The sequence below is a fragment of the Sphingomonas bacterium genome (assembly GCF_903643065.1).
Classification (GTDB): Bacteria; Pseudomonadota; Alphaproteobacteria; order Sphingomonadales; family Sphingomonadaceae; genus Sphingomonas.
The window spans coordinates 1-15,637 of record NZ_CAHJWX010000017.1 but is presented as its reverse complement, the minus strand read 5'-3'; the positions used below and the strand labels follow the sequence as shown (position 1 = coordinate 15,637).

13 protein-coding genes and 1 tRNA gene are annotated in these 15,637 nt (G+C 64.1%); 9 read left to right on the top strand and 5 right to left on the bottom strand.

Annotated elements, in window-relative coordinates:
- The 3 genes from HUU95_RS01490 to HUU95_RS01480 form a co-directional block, all read right to left on the bottom strand.
- The coding region (locus HUU95_RS01490; RefSeq protein ID WP_174278466.1) for an NAD(P)-dependent oxidoreductase at positions 1–1,107 on the bottom strand (1,107 nt) is incomplete at its 3' end.
- A 148-nt stretch (positions 1,108–1,255) separates the two neighbouring features.
- Positions 1,256–2,062 (bottom strand): undecaprenyl-diphosphate phosphatase, encoded by an 807-nt coding sequence (locus HUU95_RS01485; protein WP_174278465.1) that lies wholly within the window; start codon positions 2,060–2,062, stop codon positions 1,256–1,258.
- Complete coding sequence (locus HUU95_RS01480; protein WP_174278464.1) at positions 2,059–3,012, bottom strand: complex I NDUFA9 subunit family protein; 954 nt, start codon at positions 3,010–3,012, stop codon at positions 2,059–2,061. The genes HUU95_RS01485 and HUU95_RS01480 overlap by 4 nt, the downstream gene beginning before the upstream one ends.
- Positions 3,013–3,136: 124 nt before the next feature.
- Between HUU95_RS01480 and HUU95_RS01475 the strand changes: the two genes are divergently transcribed.
- The 9 genes from HUU95_RS01475 (at position 3,137) to HUU95_RS01435 (ending at position 14,411) form a co-directional block, all read left to right on the top strand.
- A tRNA-Leu gene (locus tag HUU95_RS01475) sits at positions 3,137–3,223 on the top strand.
- 151 nt (positions 3,224–3,374) lie between these two features.
- A complete protein-coding gene (locus HUU95_RS01470) occupies positions 3,375–4,622 on the top strand; it encodes a tyrosine-type recombinase/integrase (protein ID WP_174278463.1) in 1,248 nt (415 codons plus the stop codon).
- A gap of 20 nt (positions 4,623–4,642) precedes the next feature.
- A complete protein-coding gene (locus HUU95_RS01465) occupies positions 4,643–5,401 on the top strand; it encodes a hypothetical protein (RefSeq protein ID WP_174278462.1) in 759 nt (252 codons plus the stop codon).
- Positions 5,402–5,495: 94 nt separating this feature from the next.
- On the top strand, positions 5,496–5,663 hold the full coding sequence (locus tag HUU95_RS01460; protein WP_174278461.1) for a helix-turn-helix domain-containing protein: 168 nt from the start codon (positions 5,496–5,498) through the stop codon (positions 5,661–5,663).
- A gap of 64 nt (positions 5,664–5,727) precedes the next feature.
- Positions 5,728–6,159, top strand: a complete 432-nt coding sequence (locus HUU95_RS01455; protein WP_174278460.1) for a helix-turn-helix domain-containing protein — start codon at positions 5,728–5,730, stop codon at positions 6,157–6,159.
- A gap of 197 nt (positions 6,160–6,356) precedes the next feature.
- A complete protein-coding gene (locus tag HUU95_RS01450; protein WP_254602555.1) occupies positions 6,357–7,271 on the top strand; it encodes a site-specific integrase in 915 nt (304 codons plus the stop codon).
- A gap of 62 nt (positions 7,272–7,333) precedes the next feature.
- On the top strand, positions 7,334–9,448 hold the full coding sequence (locus tag HUU95_RS01445; RefSeq protein ID WP_174278458.1) for a DUF262 domain-containing protein: 2,115 nt from the start codon (positions 7,334–7,336) through the stop codon (positions 9,446–9,448).
- Positions 9,449–9,506: 58 nt separating this feature from the next.
- Positions 9,507–11,744 carry a site-specific DNA-methyltransferase gene (locus HUU95_RS01440; protein WP_217429711.1) on the top strand — a complete coding sequence of 746 codons (2,238 nt, stop codon included), beginning with the start codon at positions 9,507–9,509 and terminating at the stop codon, positions 11,742–11,744.
- A 3-nt stretch (positions 11,745–11,747) separates the two neighbouring features.
- Complete coding sequence (locus HUU95_RS01435) at positions 11,748–14,411, top strand: DEAD/DEAH box helicase family protein (protein WP_174278456.1); 2,664 nt, start codon at positions 11,748–11,750, stop codon at positions 14,409–14,411.
- An 8-nt stretch (positions 14,412–14,419) separates the two neighbouring features.
- On the opposite strand, the gene HUU95_RS01430 is transcribed toward HUU95_RS01435, so the two are convergent.
- On the bottom strand, positions 14,420–14,602 hold the full coding sequence (locus tag HUU95_RS01430; RefSeq protein WP_174278455.1) for an excisionase family DNA-binding protein: 183 nt from the start codon (positions 14,600–14,602) through the stop codon (positions 14,420–14,422).
- A 544-nt stretch (positions 14,603–15,146) separates the two neighbouring features.
- Positions 15,147–15,637: DUF3320 domain-containing protein (locus tag HUU95_RS01425; RefSeq protein WP_174278454.1), on the bottom strand; the 491-nt coding region annotated here is incomplete at its 5' end.

The following is a 15,637-nucleotide window of genomic DNA, read 5'->3' as shown; positions in this document are numbered from 1 at the left end:
GGGGGCCCCCAGCCGCATCCGCGTCGCCCGGACGCCCCCTGACTCGATCGCGTGCGGCGCGGCCAGCCAAACGAAGCGCACGCCCTCCTCTTCCGCGTTGGCGACCTCACGCGCGGAGCCGGGCATGTTGGCGCGGTCGCGGCGATACAGGCAGCGCACGCTGGCGGCGCCCTGACGCACGGCGGTCCGCACGCAATCCATCGCGGTGTCGCCGCCGCCGATCACGACGACCTGCTTGCCCGCCGCGTCGAGCCGGCCGTCGTCGAACGCCGGCACCGCATCGCCGAAGCCCTTGCGGTTGGACGCCATCAGGTAATCGAGCGCGGGCACCACGCCGCCCGCCTCGGCGCCCGGCACTTCCATCGCCCGCGCGCGGTACACGCCGGTCGCGACCAGCAGCGCGTCGTGGCGGGCGCGCAGCTCGTCGAGCGACGCGTCGCGCCCGACCTCGAAACCCTGGTGAAAGACGATGCCGCCCGCCGCCAGCCGGTCGGTCCGGCGCGTCACCACCGGCTTTTCCAGCTTGAAGCCGGGGATGCCATAGGTCAGCAGCCCGCCGGCCCGGTCGTGCCGATCATAGACGTGCACCTCATAGCCGGCGAGCCGCAGCTGTTCCGCCGCCGTCAGCCCCGCCGGCCCCGCGCCGATCACGCCGACCGACTGGCCACGCGGGCGCCCGGGCACGAGCGGCTCCACCCAGCCCTGTTCCCACGCGGTGTCGGTGATGAACTTCTCGACCGAGCCGATCGTGACCGCGCCGTGGCCGGCGAACTCGATCACGCAATTGCCCTCGCACAACCGGTCCTGCGGACAGATGCGGCCGCAGATCTCCGGCATGGAGGACGTGGCGTTGCTCAGCTCATACGCGTCGCGCAGCCGCCCGTCGGCGGTGAGGCGCAGCCAGTCGGGGATGTGGTTGTGCAACGGGCAATGCACCGCGCAATAGGGCACGCCGCATTGCGAGCAGCGACCCGCCTGGTCGGCGGCGGCGGCGCCCGCGTATTTGTCCGCGATCTCGGCGAAGTCCGCGACGCGCGCGCCGGCCGCGCGCCGGTCCGGATAGGCCTGGTCGCGATCCACGAACCGCAGCATCATGTCGCCAGCCATGCGTCATCCTGTCCATGGTGAACGGATGGTCACATAGCAGCGCCCGGCCACCTTCTTCTAGTCAGGACAGCTTACCTATCGACAAACAAAGTGTGCTGGCCGGATCGATCCTATGCGCCGACCTGCGCAGATTGGGAACGTATCGGCCCTATCCGAGCCTCAGCGCCGCCAGCGCGATCGCGCCCGCCACGATCCGATACCAGGCGAACGGGCCAAAACCATGCCGCCCGACAAAGCCGACGAACCCGCGCACCACCAGCAACGCGACCGCAAAGGCGACGGCAGTGCCGACGCCGATCGCGCCCCAGCCGACGCCGCCGCCCGCCAGCGCATGCCGGCTCTTCCACAGCTCCAGCGCGCTCGCGCCCAGCATCGTCGGGATGGCGAGGAAAAAGGAGAACTCCGCCGCCGTGCGCCGCTCGACGCCCAGCGCGACGCCGCCCAGGATCGTCGCGCCCGAGCGGCTGACGCCCGGCACCATCGCCAGGCACTGGACGAGGCCGATGCCGCCCGCGCTCGCCAGCGGCACGTCGGCGACGCCCTTCGCGGTGCCGGGCCGGGCGAGCCGCTCGACCAGCAGGATCGCGACGCCGCCGACGATCAGCGCCACCGCGACCACACCCGCATTGGCGAGCAGCGCCTCGATCCGCTTGTGCAGCGCGAGTCCGACGACCGCCGCCGGCAGGAAGGCGAGCGCGATGTTGCGCGCGAACCGCCACGCGCCTGGCTCGCGCCGAGCCAGCCCCGCCAGCACGGTCGCGAAGGTGCGCCGATAGACCACGACCACCGCCGCGATCGCGCCAAGCTGGATGACGACGTTGAACAGCGCCCAGCGCGCCGCGTCGTAGCCGAGCAGCCGGGTCGCCAGGATCAGGTGGCCGGTGGACGAGACGGGCAGGAACTCGGTCACGCCCTCGACCAGGCCGAGGATCGCGGCCGTCGCCAGGTCGCTCACGCCGACAGATCCGCCGTCTCGCCCGCGCGGGTGGCGAACCGGCCCATGCGGCGGTGGCGGACGAGGTAGCCCGGCGCGACGCTCGCCATCGGTGTCGCCGGTACGCCGAACACGTCGAGCCCCGGCGCGCCGGGCGCCACAACCGTATCGCGCTGGAGCATCAGCCACTGATCCCAGTTGATCGGCGCGCCCGGCAGGAAGCCCGCCCGCGCGATCCCGGCGCCGACCGCGTCGGGCAGCGACAGCAGCCGCGCGGGCCGGTGGATCGCGCCGGCGATGAAGCGCATCAGTTCGGCCATGGTCAGCACGTCCGGCCCGCCCAGCTCGGCCGTCAGCCCCGCATGCCGGCCCGGCTCGGTCACGGCGAAGCGGATCGCATCGGCGACGTCCGCCACGAACACCGGCTGGAACCGCGCGCCCGCGCGCAATACCGGCACCACCGGCGCGCGCGCGATCAGCCGTGCGAAGCGGTTGAGGAAATCGTCCTCCGGCCCGAACACCACCGCCGGGCGCAGGATCGTTGCGCCCGGAAAGGCGGCGCGCACCGCCGCCTCGCCCTCGCCCTTCGATCGGCCATAGCGTGACGGCGATGCCGGATCGGCGCCGATTGCGGAAACGTGCACCAGCGCCTCCGCGCCCGCTGTTGCCGCCGCCAGCGCCACCGCGCGGGCGCCGTCGACATGCACCTGCTCCATCGCGGCGCCGAACGTGCCGACCAGGTTGACGACGCTGTCCGCGCCCTCGACCGCGCGCGCGACCGTGTCCGGGCGACCGATGTCCGCCGCGACGAACTGCGTCTGCCCCAGCCCGCCCAGCGGTTTGAGGAAGAACGCCCGGCGCGGGTCGCGCTCGGCGAACCGCACGCGCGCGCCCGCGCGCAACAGCGCCTGCGCGGCATAGCGGCCGATGAACCCGGCGCCGCCGAACAGCGTGACCAGCCTGCCTTCCATCCGCGCGCCTCGCTCGTGATCCGTGGGAGAGGGGAACGCCCGACCCGTCGCCCGCGCTCCTGCTCCCACGCGGGCCGGTTGACAAGGCTCGCGCCCGGGCCCTAGAGGCGCGCCCCTACCCCGTGCCCAGATGGCGGAATTGGTAGACGCACCAGCTTCAGGTGCTGGCGGTCGCAAGGCCGTGGAGGTTCGAGTCCTCTTCTGGGCACCATTTTCCTGTTCGCGAACATCCGCCACAGGTCGACAAACCCTAGGTTTTCTGCCATTTTCTTCAGCGACGCGGTTGCTGGCGTCCGCCTTTGTTCGCCAGCAGCCGGGCCGAAACGGGGGCCTTTTTGGGGGCCCTTTCTGGAGGGCCTGACATGGCGCTTACCGATACGGCGATCCGCGCGGCCAAGCCGAAGGAGCGAGATTACAAGCTCGCGGACGGTGGCGGCCTCTACCTTCTGGTCACGAAGGCGGGCGGCAAGCTCTGGCGGTTGAAGTACCGGGCGCATGGTGTCGAGCGGAAGCTGGCGTTGGGGAAGTATCCTGACGTGACGTTAGGGTCGGCCCGCAAGGCGCGGGATGAGGCGCGCGCTAAAGCGGGCGCGGGCGACGATCCCGCGGCGGCCAAGCGGCGGGAGCGGGTCGCGGCCAAGCTGGCGGCTGGAACGACTTTCGGGGCTGTCGCCCTGGAATATGTCGGCAAGGCTGAACGCGAAGGGCGCGCAACCGCAACCATCACGAAGCTGCATTGGGCGCGCGAATGGCTGCAACCCGCGATCGGTCATCGTCCGGTCGATCAGGTGGAGCCCCACGAATTGCTGGCCGTCCTCAAAAAGCAGGAAGCGCAAGGCAACCTAGAGACGGCCCGCCGGACCCGCGCCTTTGCCAGTCGCGTGTTCCGCTATGCCGTTGCCACCGCTCGCGCCAAGGCTGATCCGGCCGGGCTGTTGCTTGGTGCGGTTGCGTCGCCCAAACCCAAGAACCTGTCCGCGATTGTCGATCCCCAGCGGATCGGTGAGCTGCTGCGTGCCATTGATGGCTATACGGGGCAGCCGGCCACGCGGCTGGCACTGGCGCTTTCGCCCCATGTATTCGTCCGGCCCGGCGAGCTTCGCCAAGCCGAGTGGAGCGAGTTCGATCTGGAGGCGAACGTCTGGCGCATTCCGGCCGCACGTATGAAGAAGCGGCGCGAGCACGTCGTCCCGCTATCCCGTCAAGCGCTGGCGATCCTCGGCGAGTTGCGCGGATTGACCGGCGGCGGACGGCTTGTGTTCCCGGCGATGGGGAAGCGTGATCGCCCGCTATCGGAGAACACTGCGAACGCCGCGCTCCGCCGCATGGGCTTCGGCGCGGATGAAATGACTGCGCATGGCTTCCGCGCGATGGCGAGCACGCTGCTGAACGAGTCGGGCAAGTGGCATCCGGACGCAATCGAGCGGGCGCTCGCGCACCGTGACAGCGATCAGGTCCGCGCTGCTTACCATCGTGGAGCCCATTGGGATGAGCGGGTCCGCATGGCGCAATGGTGGAGCGACAAGCTGGACTCTCTCCGTGACGGCGCACAGATACTGCCGTTCACACCCTCGGAGCCCGCAACGGAAACGTGGAAGAACGCCGGATAACTGCCGCCCAAGCGCTCGACATGCTTCAGACCGTGGCTCCCCGGCCATGGGCGAAACGGATGCTGTCCTGGCACGTGTTTGAGACAACCGGCTATTTCGAGTTCACGGCCGGCACGGTAGTCGAAATGGTCGCAGCACACGACTTCTTGGAGTGGGCGCGCCTTAGCCGCGAGACGGACCCGGAGACGGATGATCCAACGGCGCTCAGGGCCTTGGCAGCAAAGCCTTGGGAAGAGGTAGTCGTTGAGGAACCCCGAATGCCGGAGTTTCCGTTCGCCCTCCCTGTGGAAGCAATCCTGCAAATCGACCACTTCGATTGGGAGGCGGGTGTGGCACGCGGAAGTATGCAGCACACCACGATTATAGCGCCGGATTACTTCGAAGAATTACAGGGGACACATGGCAAGTCATGGCTAACATTCGACCTGTCGGGCCTTAGTTTCCCCTTGTCCATGATCGAGATGCTGGCGCCGAACGCTCCCGCGCCGCCGGCAGATTTGTTCGCGACATTGCCCGCCAAACTCGACGTCAAGGTAGGGGGGCCGGGCCGCCGACGCTCGCACGATTGGGATGGCGCCTTACTCTTCTTGATCGGCGAAGCGGAACGGAACGCGATTGCACCCGACCCCGATGCGCATGGCGCCCAAGCTGACGTTGCGAAACTGATGGCTGATTGGTTCGCGGAGCAAGGCGCTCCGATCCCGGCGAACAGTCAGTTGCAAGCCAAAGCCAAGCTCGTTTTGGAGCACATCCGGCGAGCGAATCCTAAGCCGCGTTAGGTCATTTTTGGACGTTTGTGGACGACGCCGATCGGTGCGCGTCCGATGCTTCTTCACGTTCGCCGGCACTCGCTGGTGTAGAGTGGAGCATCGCATGGAACAGCTTTCGGTTTCGATCAGCGACACGGTCAAGGCTTTGGGGCTGGGCCGCACGACCGTTTACGCGATGATCGCGGATGGCCGCCTGGAGGCGTTCAAGCTCGGGCGGCGGCGGCTGGTGAAGGCGGAGTCGATCCGGCGGCTGATCGCGTCGCAAGGTTGAGGCGGTCGCTATGGCTGCGCGGCGGGCCAGCCCTAACGTCGTCAAGCTCAACCGCGCCTATGACGTGGCGGAGCTGGCGGCGCGATTGGGCGTGCATAAGAATACGGTGCGCCATTGGCAGCGCGACGGGTTGAAGCCGCTCGACAGCGGCCGGCCCGTGCTGTTCCACGGCGCGACAGTTCGCGCCTTCCTTTCGAGCCGTAGCGCCAGTCGCAAGTCGCCCTGTCCGCCCGGCACCTTCTACTGCTTCAAGTGCCGCGCGCCCCGGCCGCCGGCCTTGGGCATGGTCGATTACATCCCGATCAGCGCCACCGGCGGCAACGTCCGGGCGATCTGCGCCGCCTGCGAAACAGTCATGCATCGCCGCGCCGCCAAAGCCTCGCTCATGACCATCCTGCCCGGCTGCGACGTCCAAATCTCGCAAGCGCCGCCACGCCTAAAGGGCAGCCCCTCGCCCTCCCTCAATTGTGACTTGGAAAGGCAGGCGACGACATGACGAAGCACAACGCCGCGAACGAGCGGATCAAGCGCGACTACTACCGCTATCTGAAGGAGGCGAAGGGCCGTGACGAGGCTACGATCGACGCCGTTGCCAAGTCGCTGGCGCGGTTCGAGGAGTCGACCAAGCGCAAGGAGTTTCGGCGCTTCCACCGCGAACAGGCGGTTGCCTTCAAGCGGGCGCTGGCAGACGCGGTGAACGTGCGCACGAACCAGCGGCTGAGCAAAGCGACGATGCTGTCGACGCTGCGCGACCTGCGTGCCTTCTTCTTCTGGTTGGCACACCTGCCCGGCTTCAAGTCGCATATTGCCTATGCGGACGCGGACTATTTCAATCTGAGCGACAAGGACGTGGCGGTCGCGCGTGCGCGGCGCGAAAAGCGCGTGCCGACACTGGCGCAAGTGCACCACGTTATGTCGACCATGCCCGCCGACACGGTGCTCGAACGACGCGACCGGGCGCTGATCGCCTTTGCCGCGTTGACCGGCGCGCGCGTTGGCGCGCTGGCATCCTTCCGGCTGGGGCACGTCAACCTGGACGAAGGTTATGTCGAACAGGATGCGCGGTCTGTCCGCACCAAGTTCGCCAAGACGTTCCGCACCTTTCTCATGCCGATCGAAGGCAGCGCCCGGACCGTGTTCACCGACTGGACGCGTGAGCTGGAGCGGGATCATCATTGGGGTGATGACGATCCGCTGTTCCCCGCGACTGAAATGGGGCTCGATGAAACCGGCAGCTTTCGCGCGGCGGGGATCATGCGGAACTGCTGGAGCACGACACAGCCGATCAATGCGGTTTTTCGGCGAGCGTTCGAGCGGGCGGGCCTGCCCTATTACAACCCGCACAGCTTTCGCGATATGCTCGTGCGCCATGCGATGACGCTCAACCTGTCGCCGGAAGCGATGAAGGCATGGTCACAAAATCTGGGCCACGCCGACGTGCTAACCACCTTCACGAGCTATGGCAGCGTACCGACACACCGCCAGGGCGAAATTATCCAATCAATGTCGCATGCAGGGGGACCGTCACCAGCCTGCGACGAGGTCGCTCAGGCTCTTGCTACGCTTCAGCGCGTGATCCCCGGACTGGGCGGTTCGAGCCACGCGTAACTGATAGGCCTTGTCGGGTCCGAACGCCCCAGGCTAACTAGCAGCCTGGGGAAGGGGCACCAATGAAACCATACACACGCTCAATCATCGAGCTTTTCGATGGTAAGAAGCGATACCTGATCCCTCTTTATCAGCGCCAGTATGCGTGGAAGGTCGAGCCGCAGCTTAGGCTGTTGTGGGAAGACATCGTTCGTGCATACCAGCGCCTCTTGAAGGACCGGGCTTCGGTGGTCCCCCACTTCATGGGGGCAATGGTGATCGCGCAAATAAAGACCTTCGGGAAGGAAATCCAAGCGTTCGAAGTTATTGATGGGCAGCAAAGGCTGACTACTTTCCAGCTGTTGCTGGCGGCGCTTCGTGACGTGGCCGCCGCGAACGGCTCGTCGTATGCTGCCGAAATCCAGAAATACCTGCTCAACGACGGTATCATGGAGACGCCCAACGTCGAACGATTCAAGGTTTGGCCGTCGCTAATGGATCGGAGGGCGTTTGCGCATGTCGTCGATTCCGCCACCAATCTTGATGAAATCGCGAAGAGGCCGCCGGAAGAAGATGGCTTCGTTCGTAAGGCCGCGCAAGCACACGAGTGGTTCCGCGAGCAGATCAACGCCCATGTCGGTAGCGGCGAGCACTACGACGAAGCCAAGCTTGAGAAGCTCTTTGAAGCCATGAAGGAAGGGCTCGCGGTCGTCTCAATCGAGCTTGAAGGCGGCGACGATCCCCAGACCATCTTCGAAACGCTCAACAGCCGTGGTGTCGACTTGACCCCAGGCGATCTAATGCGAAACTTCATATTTCAACGCGCAAAGGGAATGGGCCAAGAACAGGGCTCTTTGAAGATCGACGAGCTGTATGAGAAGCACTGGCTCCCGCTTGACGGCCCTTTTTGGGGAGCTTTGGCTTATCGAGGTCGGCAGGGAGCAAGTCGTCTGGACTGGATGCTGACCGATCATCTATCGATGAAGAAAGCCGACATCGTCTCCAAGGAGGCACTCTTCGAGAGCTATCGGCGGTGGATTATTGACCAGCAGCCTTTTGCGGGCGTCGAGCCGGAACTGTTGGCGATCACTGCCTCAGCAGCCGTCGTGCGGAGGATCTTCGAACAGGACAAGGGCAACCCGATCGGCAAGTTTGGCGCACTCGCGGAGGCCTTTGACGTCAGCACGGCGTTTCCTTTGGTCGTATACCTAGCCACGGAGGCTGATGTCGGCGAAAGGCTGTCGGCCGCGCTCGAAATGCTGGAAAGCTACATACTGCGGCGTGACATCGCCGGCCTTTCCACGAAGAGCTACAATCGGTTTTTTGTGGGCACAATCGATCGCTTGCGAGAGAGCGAGGGATGTAAGGTCACCGCGCTGGCGCGGTGGCTTTCGACAAGGCCAAATGAGACGGATCGGTGGCCCAACGATGCCGAGTTTAGGCAGGGATGGCTGGGACGGGATCAGTACAAGTCAGCTCGCCAGCCGCGACTGCGCTACGTTTTCGAGCGGATCGAGCGCGCTAAACGAACGGCACTCAGTGAAGAGATCGAGATCAAGTCCGCGCTGACGATTGAACACATCATGCCACAGAAGTGGCGTGACAATTGGCCGATCGATGGGTTTTACCACGTAGACTCCGGGAACACTGACCCAGACCAACTTAGCGCAGAGATTAAACGAGACGAGTGCATCAACAAACTTGGCAACCTGACGCTGGTTACGTCACCACTCAACTCAACCATGTCGAACGGGCCATTTTCAGCCAAGCTTCCGGCTCTGCGCGCTCATGCCAGTCTCGCGCTGAATCGCGAACTGCACGACTTCGACGTGTGGAACGAAGGATGCGTTGAGGCGCGTGGAGCGGCGCTGTTCGAGACGGCGCGAAAAGTGTGGATGCCGCCGCTTGAATCCAAAACTGCCTTCCCCGAGCTGGGTCGCTTGGGCGAAAACGGCAACCTCCCGGCTGAAGGCACTGTCTGTCGCTTCCAGTATGGCGGCGAGACGTTCATGGGTCTCGTCAAAAATCGGAAGATGGAGGTAGAAGGCGTCGGAGGCTCGCACAGCTCCTTCTCCGGAGCCTCGTGGGCAGCGACCCAAACAAGCCGTAACGGATGGAACGACTGGGAACTGAAGGGCCGGGACGGTTGGGTTTCGGCCGACGTCTGGCGCTCTCAATCGGGTGCCGGTACGGCATAACGACGATCGGCGGGTCGGAGCCTTGGTGCCCGCGCGAGTGGAAGGTGCACGAGTGGAATTGAGCGACGACGACAAGGCGCTGATTGCCGACCACCTCGCACGTGGGGAGCCGTTACCAGACCGGTTCCGCTGGACGCTATTCCGCGAACCGCGTGAGGCGGAACTGATCTGGCCGGGCAAGACGAGCGAAGTCACCAACGTCGTCCTGCCCTTCCAGAGCATCGAACAAATCGACGAGCCGCGCAGCGAGACGGGCGCGCATGTCGCGGACCTGTTCCAAATGGGCAGCGGTGGGCGGCAAGGCGGCGGCTGGTCGAACAAGCTGATCTGGGGCGACAACAAGCTGGTGCTGTCGAGTCTGAAGGGCGGCCCGTTGCGGCGGGAGATCGAAGCGGCCGGTGGGCTGAAGCTCGTCTATATCGATCCGCCGTTTGACGTCGGAGCGGACTTCCACTTAGACATAGATGTTGGCGGGGAAATCCTGACAAAAGAGCCGACCGTAATCGAAGAAATTGCCTATAGAGATACGTGGGGCCGTGGAGCTGACTCGTTCGCTTCGATGATCCTAGAACGGCTTATTGCCATTCGAGGCGTAATGGCCTTTGATGGTACAATCTACGTTCATTGTGACTATAGGGTCAACTATATACTCCGCGCTTTGCTAGACGAGGTATTTGGAGAGGAAAACCTGCTAGGCGAGGTTGCTTATAAGCGAAGGCACGGTCATAGCGATGCCTCGACGTTGGGAAAAATACACGACACAATCTTAATCTACAAAGTCGGTTCTAGCTACACATGGAATGACCAATACACTCCTTACACCGAAGAGTACATTAAGACCTATTACAGATATTCCGATCCTAATGGCAGAAAGTGGCTTTCTCGATCAACCACGGCTCCGAGAAAGACAGGAGCGTCTTACCAGTGGAATGGAATCAAAAGGATCTGGCGCTACAAGCAAGAAGAGATGCAGCGACTGCACGATACAGGCCGGCTGTTCTACACCGAAAACGGCATGCCGCGCTATAAGCAATATCTTGATGAAATGCCGGGGGTTGCGCTAACGACCCTTTGGACGGACTTGAAGTTCATCGACTCGTGGAGTTCAGAGGATGTTGGCTACCCAACTCAGAAGCCAGAGCCTCTGCTAGAGCGGATTATTGGCGCGTCCTCTAGACCCGGCGATCTTATAGCAGACTTTTTCTGTGGTTCTGGAACAACCCTCGCTGTCGCTGAAAAGCTCGGCCGCAAGTGGATCGGTGCGGACCTGGGCCGCTTCGCAGTCCATACCAGTCGCAAACGCCTGATCGGAGTGCAGCGCGAGTTGAAGGCGGCGGGCAAGCCGTGGCGCAGCTTCGAAATCCTCAACCTCGGCAAATACGAGCGGCAATGGTTCGCGGGCATCGATCCAACGCTGCCAGCTGGTGAACGCACACAAGCGGCGGCGGCGAAGGAAGCGGCTTATGTCGCGCTGATTTTGGAGGCGTATCGCGCGCAAGCGGTCGAACAGTCGCCGCCGTTCCACGGGGTAAAAGACAACGCGTTCATCGTCGTCGGGCCGCTGGACGCACCGGTCAACGAGCTGACTGTCGCGGAAGCGGTGGAAGCGGCGCGGCGCATGGGCGTGGCGCGTGTCGACGTGCTCGGCTTCGAGTTCGAAATGGGCCTAGCCCCGCGCGCAGTCGACGACGCGAAGGCGAAAGGCGTCGCGGTCGCGCTGCGCTACATCCCCAAGGACGTGTTCGACCGCCGGGCGATCGACAAGGGACAGGTGAACTTCCACGATCTCGCCTATGTAGAGGCGCGCGCGACAATCGCCGACAAGAGGGCGAGGCGGGTGACAGTCACCCTGTCGAACTTCGCAGTCGCCTATCGACAGGACGGGCTCGACAACTTGATCGACGGAATGCGGCCGGGCACCAAGGTGGCCGTCGACGACGGGCAGGTCGTCAAGCTGACCAAGGGGAAGGACGGCACCGTCACCCGCGAGGTGCTGACCAAGGAATGGACCGACTGGATCGACTATTGGGCGGTCGATTTTGACTATGCCAGCCGTCCGGAGACGATCCACGAAACGGTGTCGCAAGCCGACGGAACGGTGAAGCACGTTCCGCAATGGACGGGGCGCTACATCTTCGAAAACGAATGGCAGAGCTTCCGCACCCGGCGCAACCGGGCGCTGGAGCTGACCAGCGCGACGCACGAATATGCGACGCCCGGCCGTAAGCGGATCGCGATCAAGGTGATCGACATATTCGGCAACGACACGACCAAGGTAATCGGGGTGGAAGTCTAGGCCATGCCGCTCAACCCCGCCTTTTCCGCCGATCCCTATGCGATCCTATCCCCCGACGTCCGCTGGTATCCCGGTGACGAGCTGCTGGGCGGCATGGGGCAAGCCTCGCTCATTCCGCCGCTGGTCGACAAGGTTCGGCGCGGCGTCGCGGCGTGGAGAGGGACGGGCTATGCCGGGGCGAGCGAGACTACCCGCGCGCTGCTGCGCTGGTGGTTCGAACGTGAGCATGTGCTGTACGGCAACGACGGCCCGTTCCTCTGGCAGTGGTATTTCGCGCAGCGCGAGGCAGTGGAAAGTGCGGTGTGGCTGTATGAAGTCGCCAAGGCACGTGACCCGTTGAGCCTAATCGCCTATGACAGCACGGGCGCGGTATCGCAGCAAATGTTCGTTGAGGACTGGACTCGCTACGTCCTGAAGCTCGCGACCGGGGCGGGCAAGACCAAGGTCGCGAGCCTGCTGATCGCCTGGAGCTATTATCATAAGCTCTATGAGGCGGATTCGACTCTATCCACTAACACGCTGTTGGTTGCGCCCAACATCATCGTGCTCGACCGGCTGCGCGTCGATTTCGACGGCGCGCGCGTGTTTCACAGCGATCCGGTGTTGCCGCCGAACGGCTATGAGCGGCGCGACTGGAGCGCCGACTTCCAACTGACTGTGCACGTGCAGGACGACATCGGGCACGTCGCGCCGCGCGGCAATCTGTTCCTGACCAACATCCACCGCGTTGACGAAGGTGGGCGGGCAACGCCCACGTGGGACTTGCGCGAGCAATTCCTGGGCGCGAAGCCGGTGGCCAAGACGACGGACAGCAAGGCGGACCTGGGCATCATCGTGCGGTCCGTGCCGGACCTGATCGTCATCAACGACGAGGCACACCATGTTCGCGAGGGCACGGCCTGGTTCCGGCAAATGGGCGAACTCGACGCGGGGCTGCGGCGACGAGGGACGGGGCTGTCCGCGCAATTCGACCTGACCGCGACGCCCAAGCACAACAACGGCGCAATCTTCGTACAGACGGTGTCCGACTATCCGCTGGTCGAGGCGATCGCCCAAGGCGTGGTCAAGACGCCCGTTCTGCCCGACGCCGCCAGCCGCGCGCGCCTGACCGTCCGGCAAAGTGAGGACTTCGTCGAGCAGTATCAGGACCATCTCGACCTGGGCGTGCTAGAATGGAAGCGGGCCTTCGGGGAGCTGAGGAAGGCCGGCAAGAAGTCGGTGCTGTTCGTCATGACGGACAACACGTCCAATTGTGACCGGGTCGCTGAGTGGCTGAGCACGCGCTATCCCGAACTGAAGAACAAGGTGCTGGTGATCCACACCAAGGACAACGGCGAGATTTCGGAAAGCGCGACGGGGAAGGGCAAGGCCGAACTCGACGAGCTGCGCAAGCAGAGCCGTGAAATCGATGGCTGGGAAAGCCCCTACCTGGCGGTCGTGTCCGTCATGGTGCTCCGCGAAGGCTGGGACGTCCGCAACGTGACGACGATCGTCGGCTTGCGCGCCTTCAGGGCCCCGTCGAACATCCTGCCCGAACAGACGATCGGGCGCGGGCTGAGACGCATGTTCACCGGGCGCGACGTCAAGGAACAGGTCAGCGTGCTCGGCACCGAACGGTTCCTGGAGTTCGTCGAGACGATCAAGAACGAAGGCGTCGAGCTTGAACAGCGGCCGATGGGGAGCAACAGCGGACCCGCCGGGCCGATGGTCGTCGAAATCGACCGCGACAAGGACGTTGCCGCGCTCGACATCGAACTCCCCAAGCTGAAGCCACGCATCGAACGCCAGTTCTATCGTTTCGAGGAAATCGACGACGCCAGCCTGCCCGCCCCCCGCGTACCCTTGCGCGAGTTCACCGAAGCCGAGCAGCGCGAAATCGTGTTCCGGGACATTCGCACCGACGAGGTGAGTCACACGACGCAGCTCGACGCGGGCGCGGTCGCGGACTGGCGCAACGTCGTCGGGTGGTTCGCCAAGTCGATCAAGGACGATTTGCGGCTGGTGGGCGGCTATGACGTGCTGTTCGGGAAGCTGGTGCCGTTCATCGAAGACGGGTTGTTCGACCGTAAGGTGTCGCTCGATGACCCGAACGTCTTGCGGAACCTGAGCGAGACGGGCGTCACCCGCGCGCTGTTCGACACGATCAAGGGCGCGATCAATCGGCTAACCGTGCACGACAGCGGCGACACGCACGTCGTCGACCGGATCAAGCTGTCGGCAACCCGGCCGCAAGTGACGAAGCGGCGGGACGTGATCGAGGCGACCAAATCGCTGATGAACAAGGTCGTCGGCGACAATGCCTTTGAACTCGCCTTCGCCCGCTTCCTGGAGGGGGCGGCGGACGTTCAGGCGTTCTACAAGAACACGGAAGCGACGGGCTTCACCGTCGAATACCAATCGGCCGGCGGGGGCATCGTACGCGATTACCGGCCGGACTTCATCGCGCGGGCGGTCGACGGCACCGTCTGGATCGTCGAAACCAAGGGACGCGAGGATTTGGACGACCCGCGCAAGTGGGACCGCCTCAAGCTCTGGTGCGCTGATGCGACCAAACAGGATGCGCCGAACCGCTACCGGGCGATGTTCGTGCGCCAGGAAGCCTGGGAAGGCCGCTTGAACCCTGTTCGCACGCTCGGTGAGGCTGCCGGGGCGTTCAATACGGATTGAGTCTCACGTTAGCCGTCCAGCAAGCCTACCAAGCTTGCTCGATCGATCAAACGTGCGCGCCCGACCTTCACGCTTCGAAGTCTACCTGATTTCAGCAACTCATAGATGGTTGTTCGGCCCAAACCCGTGAGACTACACGCCACTGCGACCCGGACAGCCAAAGGCTCTGCGCTTTTCTCAATATCTGACATTCACGTCCTCCAGTGAGCGGAGGAGCGTGGTCACGCTTCGAAAGGCATACCCGACTAACCCGCGGCCGGAGGTGTAGGAAAGCGCGAAATTTACAGTCCTGGAATATTGCGTTATATCAAACATTTAGCACCGTATTGCGGCGTAAAGCGATCGTGGACCGGGGAAGTTTGCAGGAATTGCCTAGGACAAACATACACTTGTGCCCGGCGGCTTGCCGCATAGGGTGTGGACCAGATAGCTCATCGCTTTTTCGGCTAGCACATAGACTTCGCGCTCGGTTCGAATCGCCTCCTCCGGCAGCGACGCGAAGCGAACGGCAAGGGGAGCCAAAGCCTGGAACGGTAGTAACAACAATCTTTTTGGGGGCCCTTTTGGGGGCCTTCGAGAGAGGTTGGATTTATATTGCGTTCTTTATCATTGGCTTAAAGCGCACAATCGAGTCCTCTTCTGGCACCAATTTTGCAATATGCAGGAAAGCCGGTTTTGATTGACCTCGCGGAGGACGGATCAGGACCGGCGCGGGGCGGACAAATCTGCAACGATCTATCGCAGGTGGCCCGTCGCTGGAGTGGCGCGACGCAGGCGTTCGCGGCCGGTGGCGCTGAGGCGTCGGATGCCGAAGGCGCGCGCCGCGGCGCCCTCGGCGTCGTCGCCCGGACACGCGCGGAGCGCCGCGCCGAGCTCCGGCAAGGCGATGTCCTCCAGCGCCCGGACATCCTCGACCGTCGCCGGATAGCGCGCCCGCTCCCATGCCGCCGCGGCGGCGATATCGGGCCACAGGAAGGTCGCGCCCCCGGGCTCCTGCTCGGCGTGCGTGACGGCGCGCGCGAGCGTCATCACGCGATCGCGGATGACGCGGCCGGAACGGCGAAACCCGTGCGCCCGGGCGATCCGCTCGACCAGCAGGTCGTCGCGGATCGGCGCCTCGGCGGTGATCACCCGGGCGATCATGTCCCGCAGCGTCGCCGTATAGCCCGCATCGTGGAACCGGTTCGGCTCGATGCGGCCTGCCATGTCGGCGAACCTGGCGCGGG

Excerpts from the sequence above, each read along its gene's own strand:
- HUU95_RS01460 (WP_174278461.1), top strand. The coding sequence starts at position 5,496 with ATGGAACAGCTTTCGGTTTCGATCAGCGACACGGTCAAGGCTTTGGGG.
- HUU95_RS01480 (WP_174278464.1), bottom strand. The coding sequence starts at position 3,012 with ATGGAAGGCAGGCTGGTCACGCTGTTCGGCGGCGCCGGGTTCATCGGC.
- HUU95_RS01465 (WP_174278462.1), top strand. The coding sequence starts at position 4,643 with ATGCTTCAGACCGTGGCTCCCCGGCCATGGGCGAAACGGATGCTGTCC.
- HUU95_RS01470 (WP_174278463.1), top strand. The coding sequence starts at position 3,375 with ATGGCGCTTACCGATACGGCGATCCGCGCGGCCAAGCCGAAGGAGCGA.
- HUU95_RS01430 (WP_174278455.1), bottom strand. The coding sequence starts at position 14,602 with ATGTCAGATATTGAGAAAAGCGCAGAGCCTTTGGCTGTCCGGGTCGCA.
- HUU95_RS01445 (WP_174278458.1), top strand. The coding sequence starts at position 7,334 with ATGAAACCATACACACGCTCAATCATCGAGCTTTTCGATGGTAAGAAG.
- HUU95_RS01435 (WP_174278456.1), top strand. The coding sequence starts at position 11,748 with ATGCCGCTCAACCCCGCCTTTTCCGCCGATCCCTATGCGATCCTATCC.